This is a genomic window from Rhodococcus sp. 24CO (assembly GCF_050586165.1).
Lineage (GTDB): Bacteria > Actinomycetota > Actinomycetes > Mycobacteriales > Mycobacteriaceae > Rhodococcus_F.
The window spans coordinates 811,681-830,846 of the sequence record NZ_JAZFNF010000001.1; the positions used below are offsets into that span (position 1 = coordinate 811,681).

Annotated in this window: 16 protein-coding genes; 3 read left to right on the plus strand and 13 right to left on the minus strand. The window is 61.5% G+C overall.

The genetic code is table 11. The annotated features are described in order from the left end of the window. Positions 1-34: 34 nt before the first annotated feature. Positions 35-1,810 carry a proteasome ATPase gene (arc, locus tag V2B23_RS03670; RefSeq protein ID WP_430949064.1) on the minus strand — a complete coding sequence of 592 codons (1,776 nt, stop codon included), beginning with the start codon at positions 1,808-1,810 and terminating at the stop codon, positions 35-37. 192 nt (positions 1,811-2,002) lie between these two features. Between arc and V2B23_RS03675 the strand changes: the two genes are divergently transcribed. Beyond that, a complete protein-coding gene (locus tag V2B23_RS03675) occupies positions 2,003-2,521 on the plus strand; it encodes a hypothetical protein (protein WP_430949065.1) in 519 nt (172 codons plus the stop codon). A 71-nt stretch (positions 2,522-2,592) separates the two neighbouring features. Here V2B23_RS03675 and V2B23_RS03680 read toward each other — a convergent pair whose 3' ends face one another. Beyond that, complete coding sequence (locus V2B23_RS03680; RefSeq protein ID WP_430949066.1) at positions 2,593-3,606, minus strand: tRNA (adenine-N1)-methyltransferase; 1,014 nt, start codon at positions 3,604-3,606, stop codon at positions 2,593-2,595. Positions 3,607-3,693: 87 nt separating this feature from the next. On the opposite strand from V2B23_RS03680, the gene V2B23_RS03685 reads away from it, so the two are divergent. Then, a complete protein-coding gene (locus V2B23_RS03685) occupies positions 3,694-4,584 on the plus strand; it encodes a RecB family exonuclease (RefSeq protein WP_430949067.1) in 891 nt (296 codons plus the stop codon). Continuing rightward, positions 4,584-5,393, plus strand: a complete 810-nt coding sequence (locus V2B23_RS03690) for a thioesterase family protein (RefSeq protein WP_430949068.1) — start codon at positions 4,584-4,586, stop codon at positions 5,391-5,393. Before V2B23_RS03685 ends, V2B23_RS03690 begins: the two co-directional genes overlap by 1 nt. 208 nt (positions 5,394-5,601) lie before the next feature. Here the strand turns inward: V2B23_RS03690 and V2B23_RS03695 are convergent, their stop codons facing one another. From V2B23_RS03695 to metH, 11 genes are all read right to left on the minus strand, one after another. Next, positions 5,602-6,189 carry a GTP-binding protein gene (locus V2B23_RS03695; protein WP_430949069.1) on the minus strand — a complete coding sequence of 196 codons (588 nt, stop codon included), beginning with the start codon at positions 6,187-6,189 and terminating at the stop codon, positions 5,602-5,604. After that, positions 6,170-6,544, minus strand: a complete 375-nt coding sequence (locus V2B23_RS03700) for a DUF742 domain-containing protein (RefSeq protein ID WP_033237375.1) — start codon at positions 6,542-6,544, stop codon at positions 6,170-6,172. The genes V2B23_RS03695 and V2B23_RS03700 overlap by 20 nt, the downstream gene beginning before the upstream one ends. 5 nt (positions 6,545-6,549) lie before the next feature. Continuing rightward, positions 6,550-6,966, minus strand: a complete 417-nt coding sequence (locus V2B23_RS03705; RefSeq protein ID WP_430949070.1) for a roadblock/LC7 domain-containing protein — start codon at positions 6,964-6,966, stop codon at positions 6,550-6,552. Beyond that, the gene (locus V2B23_RS03710; RefSeq protein ID WP_430949071.1) at positions 6,963-9,740 is read right to left on the minus strand and encodes an ATP-binding protein; all 2,778 of its coding nucleotides are present in this window, start codon (positions 9,738-9,740) and stop codon (positions 6,963-6,965) included. The genes V2B23_RS03705 and V2B23_RS03710 overlap by 4 nt, the downstream gene beginning before the upstream one ends. A gap of 322 nt (positions 9,741-10,062) precedes the next feature. Next, positions 10,063-10,857, minus strand: a complete 795-nt coding sequence (locus tag V2B23_RS03715) for an MHYT domain-containing protein (protein ID WP_430949072.1) — start codon at positions 10,855-10,857, stop codon at positions 10,063-10,065. A gap of 986 nt (positions 10,858-11,843) precedes the next feature. Next, entirely contained in the window at positions 11,844-12,695 is an 852-nt protein-coding gene (gene hisG / locus V2B23_RS03720) for an ATP phosphoribosyltransferase (RefSeq protein ID WP_430949073.1), read from the minus strand. Between the two features lie 72 nt (positions 12,696-12,767). After that, entirely contained in the window at positions 12,768-13,031 is a 264-nt protein-coding gene (locus V2B23_RS03725) for a phosphoribosyl-ATP diphosphatase (RefSeq protein ID WP_003944933.1), read from the minus strand. A gap of 58 nt (positions 13,032-13,089) precedes the next feature. Beyond that, a complete protein-coding gene (locus tag V2B23_RS03730; protein WP_430949181.1) occupies positions 13,090-13,950 on the minus strand; it encodes a pseudouridine synthase in 861 nt (286 codons plus the stop codon). A 58-nt stretch (positions 13,951-14,008) separates the two neighbouring features. Beyond that, positions 14,009-14,869, minus strand: a complete 861-nt coding sequence (locus tag V2B23_RS03735; RefSeq protein WP_430949074.1) for a rhodanese-related sulfurtransferase — start codon at positions 14,867-14,869, stop codon at positions 14,009-14,011. A 16-nt stretch (positions 14,870-14,885) separates the two neighbouring features. Continuing rightward, on the minus strand, positions 14,886-15,584 hold the full coding sequence (locus tag V2B23_RS03740; RefSeq protein ID WP_430949075.1) for an HAD family hydrolase: 699 nt from the start codon (positions 15,582-15,584) through the stop codon (positions 14,886-14,888). Beyond that, positions 15,577-19,146: a methionine synthase gene (gene metH / locus V2B23_RS03745; protein ID WP_430949076.1), complete on the minus strand. Its 3,570-nt coding sequence runs from the start codon at positions 19,144-19,146 to the stop codon at positions 15,577-15,579. The genes V2B23_RS03740 and metH overlap by 8 nt, the downstream gene beginning before the upstream one ends. Between the last annotated feature and the right edge of the window lie 20 nt (positions 19,147-19,166).

A 19,166-nucleotide genomic window follows, 5' to 3' on the forward strand; every position in this document is an offset into this window, starting at 1 on the left:
ACTCTTGTGAGTGCCGGCCCGTAGCTGCGGCGTCCTACAGGTACTGACCTGTGTTGGACTCGGTGTCGATAGCGCGGCTGGCGCTGGCGTTCTTGCCAGTGACCAGGGTGCGAATGTAGACGATCCGTTCACCCTTCTTACCCGAAATGCGGGCCCAGTCATCAGGATTGGTGGTGTTCGGCAGGTCCTCGTTCTCGGCGAACTCGTCGACGATGGAATCGAAGAGATGCTGAACCCGCAATCCCGGTGCACCGGTGTCGAGTACCGATTTGATGGCGTACTTCTTCGCCCGGTCGACGATGTTCTGGATCATGGCACCGGAGTTGAAGTCCTTGAAGAACAGGACTTCCTTGTCACCGTTTGCGTAGGTGACTTCGAGGAAACGGTTCTCCTCGCTTTCCGCGTACATGCGATCCACAACACGAACGATCATCGCCTTGAGGCATGCTGCACGATCGCCACCGAACTCGGCGAGGTCGTCGGCATTGATCGGCAAACCGTCCACCAGGTACTTCGAGAAGATGTCCTGTGCGGATTCGGCGTCGGGACGCTCGATCTTGATCTTCACGTCCAGACGCCCCGGCCGCAGAATGGCAGGGTCGATCATGTCCTCGCGGTTGGACGCACCGATCACGATGACATTCTCGAGACCTTCGACGCCGTCGATCTCACTGAGCAACTGTGGAACCACTGTCGTTTCCACATCCGAGGAGACTCCGGAACCACGGGTGCGGAAAATCGAATCCATCTCGTCGAAGAACACGATGACCGGGGTGCCTTCGGACGCCTTCTCGCGGGCTCGCTGGAAAATCATCCGAATGTGGCGCTCGGTTTCGCCGACGAACTTGTTGAGAAGTTCAGGGCCCTTGATGTTGAGGAAGTAGGACTTTGCGTCCTTGCTGTCCTGTCCGCGGGCTTCGGCAATCTTCTTTGCCAACGAATTGGCCACTGCCTTCGCGATCAGGGTTTTACCGCAACCGGGCGGACCGTAGAGCAGAACACCCTTCGGTGGACGCAGTGAGTACTCGTGGAACAGGTCCTTGTGAAGGAAGGGCAGTTCGACGGCGTCCCGGATCTGTTCGATCTGCCGACCGAGGCCACCGATGTCGTCGTAATGCACGTCCGGCACCTCTTCGAGGACCAGATCTTCGACCTCGGCCTTGGGAATACGCTCGAACGCGTAACCGGCTTTGGCGTCGACCAGCAAGGAGTCGCCCGGGCGCAGCTTCCTGGTCGGGGAATCTGCGTCGTAGGCGATGATGTCGGCTTGAGGATCCGCGAATACCGCTGCCAGGGGCGCAGCGAGCCACACGATTCGCTCTTCGTCGGCGTGCCCGACTACCAGCGCCCGCAAGCCATCGTCGAGTACCTCACGCAGGGTACTGATTTCGCCGACCTGCTCGTAACCTCCGGCCTCCACGATGGTGAGGGCCTCGTTGAGCCGGACGGTCTGACCCTGAGTGAGCGTTTCGGTTTCGATATTCGGTGAACACGTCAGACGCATTTTGCGGCCGGATGTGAAAACGTCGACGGTCTTGTCTTCGTGAACTGCAAGCAGCACGCCGTAGCCACTCGGCGGCTGACCGAGTCTGTCGACCTCTTCGCGTAAAGCGATCAGTTGCTGACGGGCCTCTTTGAGAGTGTCCATCAACTTGCCGTTTCGGATGGCGAGCGAGTCAACTTTCGACTCCAACTCCCGCACCTGCTCCGGCGACTGCGCGAGTTGACGCCGCAGAACCTGCAATTCCACACGTAACGCGTGAAGCTCTTCTGCTGCCGCAACCGAATCCGGGTTCTCTGTCGAGCTCATATGCGTCTCCTCCCAGTGCGATAGATCAACGCTACCGGCATCGCGGCCCAAGTGTCGCCAGACACGGTGCGCGAGTTCGATTTCACAGCCGTGACTGCGACACCGAGACTGCTCCTGAACCAAAAGTAAGCCATGTTAGCCTTGCCTACAATGCCGAGACAGCGCCTGTCTCCCCCAACGAAAGGTCACGCTGTGATCATCCGCAAGACACTCGTCAGCGCCTGTGCCGTCGCCGCCGTTCTCGCTCTCGGGGCATGCAGCTCCGACGACAGCTCGGACTCGTCGGCCACGTCCACCTCTGTTGCCGCAACGTCGAGCGCTTCTGCCGCATCAAGTGCAACGACGTCCGCAGCCGCGGCCGCAGCAGCTCCGACAGCAGACGAGCTGAATGCACAGCTGGTAGCGCTTATCGATCCGGCCAAGCCGATCGCCGAGAAGACCGTCCTCGTGGTCGACGGAACCAACCGTCAGGCCAACATCGAGACCATGGGTGCCGCTCTGGGCGGTAACCCCGCGTACCAGATCTCCTTCACCGTCGAGAACGTAAAGGTCGACGGCGAGACGGCCACCGCCGATGTTGCAGTGGTGAGCCCGCACGGCGCGATGCCTGCCGCTCCGTGGACGTGGGAGCTCGAAGACGGCACCTGGAAGCTGTCCGACACCTCCGCATGCGTGCTCCTGGAAATGGGCCGCGCTTCCTGCGCAGGATAATTTCTCCGCAAAATAAAACGAGCGGCGATCCGATTCTTCGGGTCGCCGCTCGTTTTATTTGGAGTCAGTGGTTACTTGGCGGCAGTGTTCGAGCCCTTGCCGGCGCGGCGCTGAGGCTTCGGGGTCACGGTGCCCTCGGCTAGACGACGCGCACTGATCAGGAACGCGGTGTGCCCCTGCATGCGGTGCTCGGGACGAACGGCCAATCCGACGACGTGCCAGCCGCGGACGATGGATTCCCACGAGCGCGGTTCGGTCCAGCATTCCTGCTCACGCATCGCCTCGACCACCTTGGACAGCTGCGTCACGGTCGCGACGTACACAATCAGAACGCCGCCGGGAACCAGGGCCTTCGACACGGCGGGCAGAACATCCCACGGCGCGAGCATGTCGAGAACCACGCGGTCGACCTTGCCGCCGTGAGCTTCCGGATCGAACTCCGCAAGATCCGCGATCGTCAGTTCCCAGTTCGGCGGACGCTCACCGAAGAACGTCTCGACGTTGCGAACCGCGTGTTCGGCATGATCGTCGCGTACCTCGTACGAGATGACCTTGCCCTCGGGCCCGACCGCGCGAAGCAGTGAACACGTCAACGCGCCGGAACCGGCGCCTGCTTCGAGTACCCGGGCACCCGGAAACACGTCGCCTTCGTGGACGATCTGCGCCGCGTCCTTCGGATAGATGACCTGCGCGCCGCGTGGCATCGACAGCACATAGTCGACGAGCAGTGGACGCAAAGCAAGGTACGGCGTGCCGTTGACCGACTTGACGACGCTACCCTCGTCCGCACCGATGAGATCGTTGTGCACGATCCCACCCTTGTGGGTGTGGTACTCGCGGTTGGCCTCGAGCACGATCGTGTAGTGCCGTCCCTTGCCGTCGGTCAGCTGGACGCGGTCGCCGACACGGAACGGACCGGAGGGGCGCTTACCTGGTGCTGTTTCCTCGGCCTCTGCAACTACTTCGGCTGCTGCCTCGTCGTCTGCTACGGCTACTACAGCGTCGAGTTCCGGTTCGGTGACAGCAGACTGCGCAACCTCATCCAACTCGGTCGTGATTTCTTCGGGTTGCGTATCGTTCACCATGCGTGAGTAATCCCTGTTCGTTTTGCTCCGGCGTCCTCGCCACCGGCCCCGACGGAGTTGTCGGGCCAAGCGTCTAGCCTGCCAGGTGTGAGCTCTGTAGAACTGCCAACCCCCTCCTTAGCGGGTGGAACGTCACACGATCGCCCGCGTAGTCGGCCGGCACTGTCGCCTTCTCGTGCGGGTGACTACAAACAGTGTCCGCTGCTCTACCGGTTCCGAGCGGTCGATCGAATCCCGGAAAAACCAACAAGAGCACAGGTCAGAGGCACTGTTGTCCATGCTGCCTTGGAAGCGTTGTTTGCGCTACCCACCGATCAACGGGTTCCGGATCGGGCTGCGGAGCTGGTTCGCCCCGCTTGGGACCGGGTGAGTGCTGACTCCCCCGACGCGGCCGAGTTGATTCCCGACGAGGACCTCGACGGTTTTCTTTCCGAAGTGAGCAAGCTGGTTCAGACGTATTACACGCTCGAGGATCCGACGCGGTTCGACGCGCAGGCGTGCGAGGTGTACGTGGAGACCGAACTCGACAACGGTGTACGTCTTCGCGGATTTGTCGATCGCATCGACGTCGCCCCCACCGGCGAAGTACGCGTCGTCGATTACAAGACCGGAAAGGCCCCGCGGGAATTCACCGAGTCCAAAGCACTGTTCCAGATGAAGTTCTACGCGCTGGTTCTCCTGCGCACTCGCAAGATCGTGCCCGCTCAACTCAAGCTGATCTACCTGGCGTCGGGATCGATCCTCACGTACACCCCGGATCACGACGAACTGGTGCGTTTCGAGCGGACATTGTCCGCTATCTGGAAGGCAATCCTGGCGGCAGGTGCAACGGGAGACTTCCGACCCAAGCCTGGCAAACTGTGCGACTGGTGCGATCACAAGGCCCTGTGCCCCTCGTTCGGCGGCACACCTCCGCCGTATCCCGGGTGGCCGGACCTGCGAGGCACAGAAGTTGTTGCGGCAAAGGAGAATACGTAATGGCAGACACTTCGTACTACCAGTTCTTGGGCTCTACCGAGGAAGGCCACGAACGTTTCGCGACTACGCAGGCAACGGTCAGTATCTGGGGTCCGACGCTCCAACACGGCGCTCCCCCGTCGGCATTGTTGGTGCGCGCCCTCGAACGCCACGGCGCGCGCGAGGGAACACGTCTGACCCGGGTGGTCGTGGAGATTCTCGGGCCGATCCCGATCGCCGACATCGAGGTTCGCTCGTGGATCGAACGCCCCGGTCGCAGAATCGAATTGATCGTCGCCGAATTGTGGGCAACCGCGCCCGACGGATCGTCACGGGCTGTGGCGCGCGGTACGGCGTGGCGCATGGAAACCGCAGACACCACCGACGTTCTCCATGTGGTTGATCCACCGCTGGAACCCCGCGAAACCGGCACGCCGGGTGTACTGGGCGGTATGTGGAACATCGGCTATCTCGAGACGCTCGATTGGTCCTGGATTGCCGAAATCGGTTGCGAGGGAACCGGAAAGGTGTGGGCGCGGCCCAAGCCCGCATTGGTTGAGGGCGAGGAGATGACAGCCCTGGAGAGGTTGTTTGCGATTGCCGACATCTCCAACGGCGTCGGAGCCAAACTCGACCCCGCGCACTGGACGTTCCTGAACACCGACCTGACCGTGCACATCTTCCGCGTCCCGGAAGGCGAATGGGTCGGGGTTTCCGCGGAAACCACCACCGGACCCGATGGCATCGGAATGTGCGCTGGAGTGCTCTACGACGAGCAGGGTGCAGTCGGACGCATCGCCCAGACCTTGCAGATTCGTGCCCGAGACTGATCGTCCCAACCGAAACCGGGACCGCAGCGCGGTTGACTATTTACGCCGGTCGACTTCGACGGCCACACAAAACAGGGGACCGACGACGCCGGCAAAACGCCAACTGCAACATCGACACTTACATTTTGATCATACATGTAAACATTGCGATGCGGTAACCAACTGGTCAGTAACCTCGGACACTTCCTACAATAGCGATCACTCAGGGTTAAGCGGGCGCAGCGGCAGCGAGGCGTTCGAGCGAATATTCGGTGACAGTGATCAATGCCTGTACCGCCGACGCACGGTCGCGTGCATCGATCTCGATCATGGGAATTTGGTCGGACAATGCCAGCGCCTGGCGGAGATCGTGTGCCGAGTGAATCGGGGCACCGTCGAAACGGTTGACTGCCACGATGAACGGTAACCCGCGGGCTTCGAAGAAGTCGACAGCGGCAAAGCTGTCTTCGAGGCGGCGCGTGTCGATGAGGATGACCGCTCCGATGGCGCCGGTGATGAGGTCGTCCCACATGAACCAGAACCGTCGTTGACCCGGTGTCCCGAACAGATAGAGAACCAGGTCGTCGGCCAGCGTGATGCGGCCGAAATCCATTGCGACTGTTGTGGTGCTCTTGTTCGGTGTCGCGCCGAGGTGGTCGATGCCGTCACTGGCGTCGGTCACCATTGCTTCGGTGCGCAAGGGGACGATCTCGGAGACCGTCCCGACAAGGGTGGTCTTTCCGACGCCGAATCCCCCGGCGATCACGATTTTCGTCGAGGTGACGCGAGATGGCGCGTCAGAGTGCCCGAAGTCCACGGAGGGTCCTTTCGATCAGGTCGAGGCGTTCGACAGCAGTCGCATCGCTTCGCAGAGTGGCTTGTACTTCCAATGCCCCGGCGACAACAAGATCTGCCACGAGGACCCGAGCCACCCCGATCGGCACACCAAGGTATGCCCCGATTTCCGCGATGGAGATTCGCTGCCCACAGAGCGCGACGATGGACCCGCGAATGTCCTCAGGTGCAAGGTTTTTCGCGATGACATCCTCCACCGTTGCGACGATCGCTTCGAGCGGAAGATCGATGGACGGCTTCGTCCTGCCTTCGGTAAGTGCGTACGGGCGAACGAGACTCGGTTCAGGATCAACGTGCTCGGAGTGATGTTGTGGCATCGAGATCACATATCCCGACCTGATCTGGGCGCGATGTCCATGGTTGTTCCGACACGATCGACCAGAGTTGCCATTTCGTAACCGATCTGACCGATGTCGCATCCAGCAACGGCGAGTGCAGCCAGGTAGGCGCCGCTGCCGACGCCCATGAGGAGGAGGTAGCCGTTCTCCATCTCGACCACCGATTGCAGGACGGCACCGCCGTCGAACAACCGCGACGCACCGGCGGAGAGGCTGGCGAGTCCTGACGTCACGGCGGCCAACTGGTCCGCACGATCGAGAGGCAGGTGCGAGCTTGACGCGCTCAACAATCCGTCGGCCGAGACGATAATGGCATGACTTACTCCCGGAACGTCGCGCGCAAAGCCCGACACCAACCAGTCGAGTGCGCGAGGAGTTTCTGGGGCTCCGACAGGATTCACTGTTCTCCTTCGTCTTTCTTCACATGTGTGTCCGAGTGCAGGGATGCGGGGTTCTCACTGTTGGCGTGCAGTCGTCCCCGGCTGACGCCGGATTGGTAGTCACTCCACCCTCGTCTGATGTTTTCCGGGTCGGCGCTGCGGCGGTGGGTTCCGGAACGGAATGGGGCATGTGTGGCCCCGACAGTTCCGGGAACCAACCGGGCACCGCGATCCCGGATCGGTAGACCCGAATCGGCGATCCTGGTGACGGGCATGTCCGTCGACGCGCGCGCGGCAACCCAACCCTCGTCCGCTTCGGTGGTCCAGATCATTCCGCTTGTGGCACTGGAAACTTCGTCTGTTGGGTCGACCAGCCACTCGGACACCATCCGGGCAAAGATCGGGGATGCAGCCTCTGGAACATCAGAGATCGCCTCGGAAGAAGCCACACTGAAGACGTCCACGCGCGGCGGTGTCGATTCGCGCGGCCGCGAGGAGAAGAACGCCGCCGTGTTGGTCGGATTAGTGGCGGCGAACAGGTGTCGTGGCGCAGGTTTTTTGGCGGCGGACTCGCTGGTATCCGGTTGAGCGGCAGCAGTTTCCGTGTCAACCGGTGCTGCAGTTTCCGGTTCAGTTGCGAGTGTTCTACCCACGCCGGGTATCCCGCTGTTCCCTGGGGTACGGCGCGGAAGTGGGTTCGCCGTAGAAAGCACACCGGTGTGCGCCTGCGAAACGACCGCAGCGGGAGCACCTGAGACGGGCGGCGGCAAGGTGACCGCAATGGTGTTTCGAGGTTGGCGCTGTGGCAGCCCATTCGCCGATACTGTGGGCGCCGCGGCCGCCGGAGTTTCGGGGCGATCGACAGGCACCGGAGTAGCTGCGCGGACCGGAGCAACACGCGGCGCCGTCGGCGTTCGAACCGCGTGGTCGCGTGGCGCGTCGAGCAGTGCCACCGGTAGGTGAACCATGGCCGTGATGCCACGGTGTTCGGATGTGCTGCCGGACGGGCGCAGACGTACCGAAATGTTGTATCGGCGGCTGATGCGACTGATGACAAAAAGTCCCATGTGCCGGGCGGTGTCGGGACTCATCTCGCCTCCCGACGAGAGGCGCCTGTTCGCGTCGAGCAGCTCGGCTGAGGACATTCCGATACCGAGATCGGCGATCTCCACGAGCACGGAACCATCGTTGGTGCGTGCCGCATCAATCGTGACCGTTGTTTCGGGCGGCGAGTAGCGCAGGGCATTGTCGAGGAGTTCGGTGATGAGGTGCACGACATCTGCACTGGCCTGGCCACTGACGACAGCCGACAGAATCTGCCCGAGTTCGACGCGCAGATAGTCCTCGACTCCCGAAACCGAAGCGCGCAGGGCGTCGGCAAGAGCGATCGGCGCGGTTCGAACGCGTCGTCCTTCGGTGCCCGAGAGGATGAGGAGATTGTCGCCGTTGCGTCGCATCCGGGCGGCGATGTGGTCGAGGCGGAAGAGATTTTCGAGACGATTGGGGTCGTCTTCGTCCTTTTCGAGTTGTTCGATGAGGCCGAGTTGCTGTTCGACGAGGGACTTGTTTCGACGGGAGAGCGTTTCGAACATGTCATTGACCTGACGACGCAGCGTTGCCTGCTCGCCGGCCAAAGCGATCGCTTGCCCGTGCATGTCGTCGACAGCGCGGGCAAGTTGGCCGATTTCCTCGTGGGTGTCAACAGGCACGCGAGGGATTTCGAGGTCGCTGACCTTCTCGCCGGCGCGGATTCTTTCGATCGCGTCTGGCAGTCCCCGTCGTGCTGCGTGGAGAGCGGCGAATCGTAAGCGTCGGATGGGTTCGACCAGCGAGCGGCTGATGATCAGCGCGAGGACGAGTGCGGCGAGGAGCGCGCCGAGAACCAGCGCGGTGTCTCTCAGTGCAGCGGAACGGGCGGCGTTGGCTTCGGCGCCCACTGTGGCGGCGAACTTGCTCGATGCTGCGGCGGCGAGGGCGTCGTAGTGATCACGACTTGTCTGGAGCCCGGCGTCGATCTGGCTGCTCAGCGGGGATGTCGATGCGGTAGCACCGATCTCGTCGACTCGCCCCTGCGCGGACGCGCGAAGTGCGGTCACAGCGGCGACGGTGTTCCGGGAGCTTTCCGATTCATCGCGCGGGAGCACTACACCACGCAGAGCTGCGATTTCTGCGCCCGCAATGCCAACCAAGGCGGTTCGCGCTTGTTGATCGAGGCGTCCGGAACCGAACAGAATGCGCTGATCGGCAAATGCTCGACGCGCTGACCACAGAGCTGAGAACTCGCCTCCGCTCTGGCGCATGACCGGCTGCGGGGAATCCCGCATGATGTCGGCGAACATGGTCCAGATATCGATGGATGCCTCGTTGACGCGGGTGACCAGCCGAGCGGGTGCTACTGCGCCGGCTGACACTTCGTCGATAATCGACTGGCTGGTCTGCAGAGCGCGGGCAACTTGGTTACTGATCGCCCCGTTGGTTTGGAACATTCGACCGGCCGCGGCGAACTCGTCCATGGCCGCTGTCGTTGCTGCAGATGCGGTGGCGAGTTCGCCGCCGGACGAGGAAGCGACAGCAAGGTCGTCGAGAGCCTCTTCCAGCCGAAGAGCCGCGGGCGCGGCAAGCACGCGTTCCGACGACGAACTGAGTTTTGCAGCAGTGGAGAGTTCGGCCTGGATCCGAAGTGTGCCGAGCAGGATGGCAACGAGCATCGGAACTGCAAAGACGGCGACAACCTTCCAACCGAGGCGCCATTCGCCGATCGACCACCACGAGGTGGTGTGTGCATCGTGTTTCATGCGGACCAATGCCTCTTCGCGTCTGCTGTTAAAGTCTGTCAACCCCCCGATCAGGGAATCGCCTGAGCTCCGTCGACTGCGCACAATCGAAGGAAAGCGATTGAACGGTAACAGAATGATCTCTATCGCATTGCGCCGATAGGCGCTTTCGTTGAAATTTTTGGTCTGCTGTATCGATAATATGGCTATTTGCGTCGCCACCGTAGCAGGTATCAGTGGCCGAAAGAGATCTACCCCCACGGGCAATTCGACAACAATTGACGAGGCCGGAAATCCATATCCGAAAAGCTGTTCGGCGAGCTCCTGGACTCAATCTTGCGGTTCAGTCTCTCACTGCGAATTCCCGAGCTTCCAAAGCCAGATCATCGGCAACGGAATCCATCTGTGCCGCCATCTGATTTGGAGCGGTCAAGACCGCCACGATCGGAACGGCCAGTGTCAGGAGGCCGAGCACGAAGACGGGGAACAGGAACGAGAACACCTCGAGCCCCTCGGGAGTAGTTGCCGACGGATCGTGAACGACGTCTACCGCGGCCATTCCCGTGTAGTGCATGCTGACCACTGCAACTCCCATGATCACACCGGCGAAGAGGCGCAGCACCGTGGATTCCACAATCGTCGTGAACCACAACGCAACCGTGCCGGCAACGACGGCGATCACGAGCGAGAGTGCGACCAAGTACGCGTCGTAGCGGATCTCACCCTGAAAGCGTAAGGCGCGCATACCCGTGTAGTGCATGACGTTGACCGCGACGCCCATGACCAGGCCACCGGCGAGCAGTCGAAACAGCCGGAACTCGGTGCCGATCATCACCAATCCGATGAAAACGGCGGTCACCGAAATCAGTGCCGAGACCACCGTCCACATCAGGCTGTATCGAATGAGGCTTCCCGGTACCGAGAACCCGAGCATTGCAATGAAGTGCATCAACCAGATGGCGACGCCGCCGATCGACAGCGCCGACATGAACAACCAGCGCATCCGAGATCTGCGGGTCGTGGCATTCATGGAATGACGGGTGCACGCCAAGCCGACAATCGATCCGACGACGGAAACAACGAAGGCGAGTGCGAGCAGCCAGATTCCCATCGAGAAGTGCTGCATTTCATCCGACATGCCAGATCCTTAGGATTGTTGTTGACACTTTCAATTGATGCACTCTCTCACAGAGATTTCAGGTAGCAGCACTACCACCACCAGTAGAGGCAGCTTCGTAGCGACATTCCATTCCCGCTGACAAATCCTTAACACCTTCGGGGCCGGGCCGGAGGAATTGCGGCAGATTCGCCGGTTGCTCGTAGGCCTCTATTCTCGAACGCTTTGGCGTGATCGGCACATTTCGTCTCGACTATGAAATTCCAGTCTTTTGATAACAACATAGAATCGCGTGAGGGCCTTTACTCGCATCCAGTTCTGCTCAATTGAAACGAAGAGTAACGACGATCTTTTATAACCGATTACGACGTTATGATGCGATTAATTCACATGTGGGAAGTGAATCGGTGGCGACCATGATGAAGACCGCGTCAACATACCCAGCGAATCTATCGGGCATTCGATCTCTGATTTTCAACCGCTCTGTCAAGATCTTGGTTTACGTTCAGCCCCATAGTGATTCGGCTCCGAGCCAAGGGGTTGGTTGGTCGCATCTCGCTAACGGGTGCACCGGGAAATGGATCGACCGGTCACTGGACAATCACCGACCTATCCCGGCAACGCTTCGAGGCTCGAACTGTGCATGCTTAGATCTGCCCGCTTCCAGATTTGAGATGCACTACAGCCGTCTTCGTGGCGGAGGCCTAGGAACGCGGGTCAAGTCTGATATGCAACGCGGCGCAATATGTAAAGCTCGTGCACGTTCTTCGGCAATCAGCTTCAGCGAATATTGGAATGATATTCTCATTCACAAGATGGATGCTCTCAGTTTGCTACATCGAGTGATCCGACACGCACTCCGGAGTCCGATGACGGCTTCGCATGACGCGCCCACCTACCGCGTGATCCGCGGACGAGGGTGGACAGGGCGGTCTGCGCCCGGGCATACAGATTCGCGCCCGTTCCTGATGTTCCGGAACGGGCGCGAATCCGCGAGAACTAACTGATCAGAAGGCGCGTACCGAACGAATGTTGGACGCGAGAATGGCCCGGGCGCCAAGTTCAGCCAGAGCATCCATCACCTGGTTGTGTCCCTTGATGGGAACCATGGCGCGCACAGCAACCCATTCAGGATCGGCGAGCGGCGACAGCGTCGGAGATTCCATGCCCGGCGTCATCTTGATTGCTTCGTCGAGGATGCTGCGCGGGCAGTCGTAGTCGATCATCAGGTTCTGCTGAGCGAACACGATTCCGCGAACACGCTCGATCAACTGGTTACGCGCCGCGTCGTCCTGCGGGGCGCCGGTGCGCTCGATCAGGACACCTTCCGAATCGCACAGGGAATCGCCGAAGGCAACAAGGTTGTGCTGACGAAGCGTGCGGCCGGAACCGACGACGTCGGCGATGGCGTCGGCGACGCCGAGCTGGATCGAGATCTCCACCGCGCCGTCGAGGCGGATGACGGAAGCGTCGATGCCGCGAGCGGCGAGGTCACTGCGAACCAGGTTCGGGTACGACGTCGCAATACGCAGGCCGGCAAGATCTTCGACGGTCCAGTCCTTGCCGGCAGGTGCGGCGTAACGGAAGGACGAGCGACCGAAACCGAGCGCCAAACGCTCCGAAACCGGTGCACCGGAATCTCCGGCGAGGTCACGACCGGTGATGCCCAGATCGAGTTCACCCGATCCGACGTAGATGGCAATGTCCTTGGGGCGCAGGAAGAAGAACTCGACCTGGTTGGAGGGGTCCAGAACCGTCAGGTCGCGGGAATCGGTGCGACGGCGGTAGCCCGCTTCGCTGAGGATTTCGGCGGCGGACTCGGACAGCGAACCCTTGTTGGGAACTGCGACGCGCAACATCAGTGAACGTCCTTTCGGAAGGTGTGGTCAGACGTGGGAAAAGGGAACCGGAATTGTCGGGTCAGATCCTCTTCACAGATGTCGGTACACGTCTTCGAGGGTCAGCCCGCGGCCGACCATCAACACCTGAGTCCAGTACAGAAGCTGAGAAATTTCTTCGGCTAGCTGCTCATCGCTCTGGTACTCCGCAGCGATCCACACTTCACCGGCTTCCTCGATGACCTTTTTGCCCTGTGCGTGAACACCGGCATCGAGGGCGGCGACGGTGCCGGACCCCTCGGGACGGGTGGCAGCACGCTCGGTCAACTCGGCGAACAAGGATTCGAAGGTCTTCACGGGTAGCTATTCTTTCACGAGTGCGGAACGGATTTTCACAGGCCTACAGGCTGGCCCCTCACAAGCCCTGATCGAGGGCGCGTGCGCTGACGAACCGGCGAGTACTGCCTGTGATGGGGTCCGGGTATTCCAGTGCCCGGGCGAGCAGTCGCAGCGGCGTGGAGAAGTCACCTGGTGCCGACGGACGGTAGTGCGGGTAGTAGTTGTCACCGACGATGGGAATCCCCATCGAATTCAGATGCAACCGCAGTTGGTGGGTGCGCCCGGTTTTCGGGAACAGCCGGTATCGACCGAGCGCGCTACCAGCAGAATCGGTGATCCGTTCGACCAACTCGATTTGGGTTTCACTGTTCGGTTCGCCCTCGACCTCGGTGGCGGTCATCTCGCCGTGCACCTTGTTGATCCTGCTACGGACGATGCGTGGAAACGTCAATTCGGGATCGAATCCCGCGATGGCTTCGTACTCCTTGACGATCTTCTGCTCCGCGAAGAGTTCCTGATAAGGCCGTCGTAGTTCCGGAGACACGGTGAACACGATGACACCGGCGGTCATACGGTCCAGTCGATGCACAGGTGCCAAATCAGGGAGATCAAGGTCACGGCGTAGACGGACGACCGCGCTTTCGAGGATGTGCGCGCCGCGCGGAATGGTCGCGAGGAAGTGCGGTTTGTCGATCACCAGGATCTGCTCGTCGCGGTACAGGATCTCGATCTCGTGCGGTACCGGGATTTCGGGTGGTGGTTCACGGTAGAAGTAGACGAACCGAGTGGGCTGATACGGAGTCTCGCTCGAAATGATCCGCCCGTGCTCGTCGACCACGTCGCCGGCACCGACGAGGGCGTTCCACAGGTCATGCTCGCCGGGAAACTCACCGACCAGAAACTCGAGGACCGTACCTGCGTCGGATTCCCGGGGCATCCGCAACCGATCCGGCCCGAGCCCGTTTCGGATCGGCAGCGGAGCCTTTGGCACGTCGTCAGACCTGTTCGAGATCGGGTGAGCAACTCTCGCACAGCAATTCGAGGGTCCTGCCGTCTCCGTCGATCCTGTTACGGAAACGCGGGGTCGGCGTTCCACAGTCGACACAGACACCGAGCACCTTTGCCTCGGGCGAGAATTCGATGTTCATCCGCTTGTCGAAGACGTACAACGATCCGTCCCACAGGCCCTTGTCGCCGAACGTCTCGCCGTAGCGCACGATTCCGCCGTCGAGTTGGTACACCTCACCGAAACCGCGTGAGCGCATCAACGACGACAAGACTTCGCAGCGCACTCCCCCGGTGCAATAGGTGACCACTGCCTTGTCCTTGAGGTGGTCGTACTTGCCGCTGTCGAGTTCGCTGACAAAGTCCCGTGTTGTTGTCACGTCCGGAACAACGGCGTCGCGGAAGCGTCCGATTTCGGCTTCGAAGGCGTTCCGGCCGTCGAAGAAGACAACGTCGTCGCCGCGGTTGTCGACCAGTTCGTGCAGTTCCTTCGGCGCCAGGTGAACGCCGCCGCCCACCACACCTTTGGCATCGACCTCGAGTTCGTCGGGCGCACCGAAAGTCACGATCTCGCTGCGCACCTTGACGGACAGGCGCGGGAAATCGTTGCCGAGCCCGTCCGACCACTTGATGTCGGCCGTGCGGAACGGTTCGTACCCGCGGGTGCCACGCACGTATCGCTTGACGTCCTCGATATCGCCGCCCACCGTCGCGTTGATTCCGTGCTGCGAGATCAGGATTCGGCCGGTCAGATTGTTCGACTCGGCAAGGCTGTGCTGCCACAACCGAATCGCTTCAGGATCGGCCAACGGCGTGAACTGGTAGAACAGAACGATCTTCGGAATGGACACTTTTCCCTATACCAGCCTAACGTGCCGCACGCGCATGAACGTCGTGAAGATCGTGAATCGACAAGTCCGTCAACGACTCCCGGAAGATACGCCCCGGTCCTGCCGGAACATCGACTTCACAGGGAACAACCAGCACGCTGCAGCCCGCGGCGGTGGCCGACGCCGTGCCCGTCGGTGAATCCTCGATCGCCAAACACTGCGACGGTTCCAAACCGAGAAGCGCAGCGCCCCGCACATACGGATCCGCGGCAGGCTTGCCGCGAGCTACCTCGTCACCGCAGACACTGTGGTCGAAGAATTCTCGTCCGAGCATCCCGAGAGCACGATCGACCAGAACTCGCTCGGTATTGGTGACCAGAGCCGAAAGAAGTCCCCCGTCGCGAACCGTCGCCAGTGCCTCCTGCGCCCCGGGACGCCACGTCACGCCGTCTTCGAAAAGGTCTCCGACGCGGGTGTACATCCAGTCCTTCGCCTCGGCGACTGCTTCCGGGTGCTGCTCGAGACCCAGTGAATCGAACACCGTCGCCAGGGCAAACGGGCTCGACGCGCCGATGACGGCAACTCGCGTCGCCTCTGTCATCGGCCCGCCCAGCCGCAGCGACAGCTCGCGCAGCGCAACGTCCCACAATTTCTCCGAATCGAGCAAGGTGCCGTCCATGTCCCACAGGACACCACCAAGCGTCGTCTCGGATACCTCGGTCAACAACTCAGACATTGAAATACTTGGCTTCCGGGTGGTGCAGGACAAATGCGTCAGTGGATTGTTCCGGATGCAACTGCAGTTCCTCAGAGAGATGGACGCCGATCCGTTCCGGCTCGAGCAGCGCGACCAACTTTGCGCGGTCCTCGAGATCCGGGCAGGCGCCGTACCCGAAGGAGTAACGCGCCCCGCGGTATTCGAGGTCGAAGTAGCCGGACACATCGGTGGGATCCTGCTCGGCAACCGTGTGGCCGCCCGGCAGAATCAGTTCCTCACGGACCCGGCGATGCCAGTACTCGGCCAGCGATTCGGTGAGCTGTACACCGATGCCGTGAACCTCGAGGTAGTCACGATACGAATTCGACGCGAACAACTCGTTGGCGAAGTCCGCGATCGGCTGCCCCATGGTAACCAACTGGAACGGGAGAACGTCCACCTGGCCGGTCGCCTCGGCTTCCTTGCGCGAGCGCACGAAGTCCGCGACGCACAGGAAACGGTCCCGGTGCTGGCGTGGGTACGTGAACCGGAATCGTTCCGGCGCATCCGGTTTCGGCTCGGTGAGCACGATGACGTCGTCACCCTCGGACACGGCCGGGAAGTAGCCGTAGACCACGGCGGCGTGCGCAAGAATGCCCTCGGCCGTCAACCGGTCCAGCCAGTACCGCAGTCGCGGCTTGCCTTCGGTTTCGACCAGCTCCTCGTACGTCGGACCATCGCCCTTACGCTGACCACGAAGTCCCCACTGCCCCAGGAACAGTGCGCGTTCGTCGAGCAGACCGGAGTACTCGGAGAGTGCCACGCCCTTGACGATGCGGCTGCCCCAGAACGGCGGCGTCGGGACCGGGATGTCGGCTGCAACATCGGAGCGTTCCGGCAGGACGACGGGAGCTGCTTCGGCCTTGCGCTTTTCGGCGATCCGCTTGGAACGCTCGTGGCGAGCCTTCCGCTCGGCAACCTTCTCGCGGGCGGCGATCGCCTCAGGACTGTCCGGTGCCGGCCCGCCGCCGCGCTTGGTGGTCATGATCTGATCCATCAGGTTCAGACCCTCGAACGCGTCGCGGGCGTAGCTGACCGCACCCTCGTACACCTCTTGCAGATCGTTCTCGACGTACGAACGTGTCAGTGCGGCACCGCCCAACAGGACCGGGAACTGTTCCGCCACACCGCGTGAGTTCAGTTCCTTGAGGTTGTCCTTCATGACGACGGTCGACTTCACGAGCAGACCGGACATACCGATGACGTCGGCCTTGTGCTCGATCGCGGCATCGAGAATGGTCGCAATGGGCTGCTTGATGCCGAGGTTGACGACGTCATAGCCGTTGTTGCTCAAGATGATGTCAACGAGGTTCTTGCCGATGTCGTGGACATCGCCCTTGACCGTCGCGATGACAAGCCGGCCTTTGCCGTCGTCGTCCGTGGCCTCCATGTGCGGCTCGAGGTACGCGACTGCCGCCTTCATGACCTCGGCGGACTGGAGAACGAACGGCAACTGCATCTGCCCGGAACCGAACAGTTCACCGACGGTCTTCATGCCCGAAAGCAGTGTCTCGTTGATGATTTCGATCGGGGACTTGACCGTCATCGCCTCGGTGAGATCGTCGTCGAGGCCATTGCGCTCGCCGTCGACGATGCGACGCTCGAGGCGATCGAACAGTGGCAGACCGGCAAGTTCCTGAGCGCGTGACTCACGGGCCGACGCCGCCGAGACACCCTCGAACAGTTCCATCAACTTCTGCAGGGGGTCGTACCCTTCGCTGCGACGGTCGTAGACCAGGTCGAGTGCGGTGACACGCTGCTCTTCGGGGATCCGTGCCATCGGCAGGATCTTGGAGGCGTGCACGATCGCGGTGTCGAGACCGGCCTCGGTGCACTCGTGCAGGAACACCGAGTTGAGCACCTGACGGGCCGCCGGGTTCAAGCCGAAGGAAATGTTGGAAATACCCAGCGTGAAGTGCAGTTCCGGGTACGCGGCCTTGAGCTGACGGATCGCTTCGATGGTCTCGATGCCGTCGCGCCGCACTTCTTCCTGACCGGTGGAGATCGGGAAGGTGAGTGCATCGACGATGATGTCGGACTCGGCGAGGCCCCAGTTTCCTGTGATGTCCTCGATCAGGCGCTTGGCGATCGCGACCTTCGTCTCGGCCGTACGCGCCTGGCCCTCTTCGTCGATGGTCAACGCGACAACGGCTGCGCCGTGCTCCTTGACCAGCGTCATGATCTTGTGGAAACGCGACTCGGGTCCGGCGCCGTCCTCGTAGTTGACCGAGTTGACCGCGCAGCGACCACCGAGGTGTTCGAGTCCGGCCTGCAGAACCGCAGGTTCGGTGGAGTCGAGCATGATCGGCAGCGTCGACGCCGTTGCCAATCGGCTGGCGAGCGCGGACATGTCGGCTGCGCCGTCGCGGCCCACGTAGTCGACGTTGAGGTCGAGCATGTGTGCGCCGTCGCGAGTCTGATCCTTCGCGATGTCCAGGCACTTCTGGTAATCCTCGGACAGCATCGCGTCGCGGAAAGCCTTGGAGCCGTTGGAGTTCGTGCGCTCACCGATCATCAGGATGCTGGCGTCCTGTTCGAACGGGACAGCCGAGTACAACGATGACGTGCTGGCCTCGTGAATCGGGGCGCGCTTCGCCTTCTCCACGAGGCGAACCGCGTCGGCGACTGCCCTGATGTGGTCAGGGGTGGTTCCGCAGCAGCCACCAACCATGCCGAGACCGAATTCGGAGACGAATCCGCTGAGGGCTTCGGCCAATTCGTCTGCGGTCAGCGGGTACTCGGCACCATTGGGGCCGAGCTGCGGCAAACCGGCGTTCGGCATGACCGAGACCGGCAGCGTCGAGTACTTGGACAGATGGCGAAGGTGCTCGCTCATCTCCGCCGGACCGGTTGCGCAGTTGAGACCGATCATGTCGATGCCGAGCGGCTCCAGTGCCGTCAACGCGGCGCCGATCTCGCTGCCGAGAAGCATCGTTCCGGTGGTCTCGACCGTCACGTGCGTGATGATCGGAATCCGCAGGCCCAACTGCTCCATCGCCCGCTGGCTGCCGAGAATCGCAGCCTTGACTTGAAGGAGGTCCTGGCAGGTCTCGACGAGGATGGCGTCGGCGCCGCCCTCGATCATGCCGAGGGCAGATTCGGTGTACGCGTCGCGCAGGACGGCAAACGGGGCGTGGCCGAGGCTGGGCAGCTTGGTTCCCGGACCCATCGAGCCGAGGACAAAACGGGCCATACCGTCGCGGCCTGGACCCATCTCGTCAGCAACCTCACGAGCGAGGGCAGTGCCCTTCTCGGAAAGCTCACGGATTCGATGCGAGATGTCGTAGTCGGCGAGGTTGGGCAGGTTGCACCCGAAAGTGTTGGTCTCGACAGCATCGGCACCGGCGGCAAAGTACGCGCGATGGATGTCTTTGAGCACGTCGGGGCGGGTGTCGTTGAGGATCTCATTGCACCCCTCGAGTCCGAGGAAATCATCTAGTGTGAGGTCCGCGGCCTGCAACATGGTGCCCATCGCTCCGTCGCCGATGACAACGCGCTGATTCAACGCATCAAGCAGGGCAGAGTTAAATGGGGCAGACATGCCGTCCAGAGTAGTAGGCG

Coding starts and splice junctions, on each gene's coding strand:
- V2B23_RS03740 (WP_430949075.1), bottom strand. CDS start 15,584: ATGTCTGAGTTGTTGACCGAGGTATCCGAGACGACGCTTGGTGGTGTC.
- arc (WP_430949064.1), bottom strand. CDS start 1,810: ATGAGCTCGACAGAGAACCCGGATTCGGTTGCGGCAGCAGAAGAGCTT.
- V2B23_RS03680 (WP_430949066.1), bottom strand. CDS start 3,606: ATGGTGAACGATACGCAACCCGAAGAAATCACGACCGAGTTGGATGAG.
- hisG (WP_430949073.1), bottom strand. CDS start 12,695: ATGTTGCGCGTCGCAGTTCCCAACAAGGGTTCGCTGTCCGAGTCCGCC.
- V2B23_RS03700 (WP_033237375.1), bottom strand. CDS start 6,544: ATGCCACAACATCACTCCGAGCACGTTGATCCTGAACCGAGTCTCGTT.
- V2B23_RS03690 (WP_430949068.1), top strand. CDS start 4,584: ATGGCAGACACTTCGTACTACCAGTTCTTGGGCTCTACCGAGGAAGGC.
- metH (WP_430949076.1), bottom strand. CDS start 19,146: ATGTCTGCCCCATTTAACTCTGCCCTGCTTGATGCGTTGAATCAGCGC.
- V2B23_RS03710 (WP_430949071.1), bottom strand. CDS start 9,740: ATGAAACACGATGCACACACCACCTCGTGGTGGTCGATCGGCGAATGG.
- V2B23_RS03715 (WP_430949072.1), bottom strand. CDS start 10,857: ATGTCGGATGAAATGCAGCACTTCTCGATGGGAATCTGGCTGCTCGCA.
- V2B23_RS03730 (WP_430949181.1), bottom strand. CDS start 13,950: ATGCCCCGGGAATCCGACGCAGGTACGGTCCTCGAGTTTCTGGTCGGT.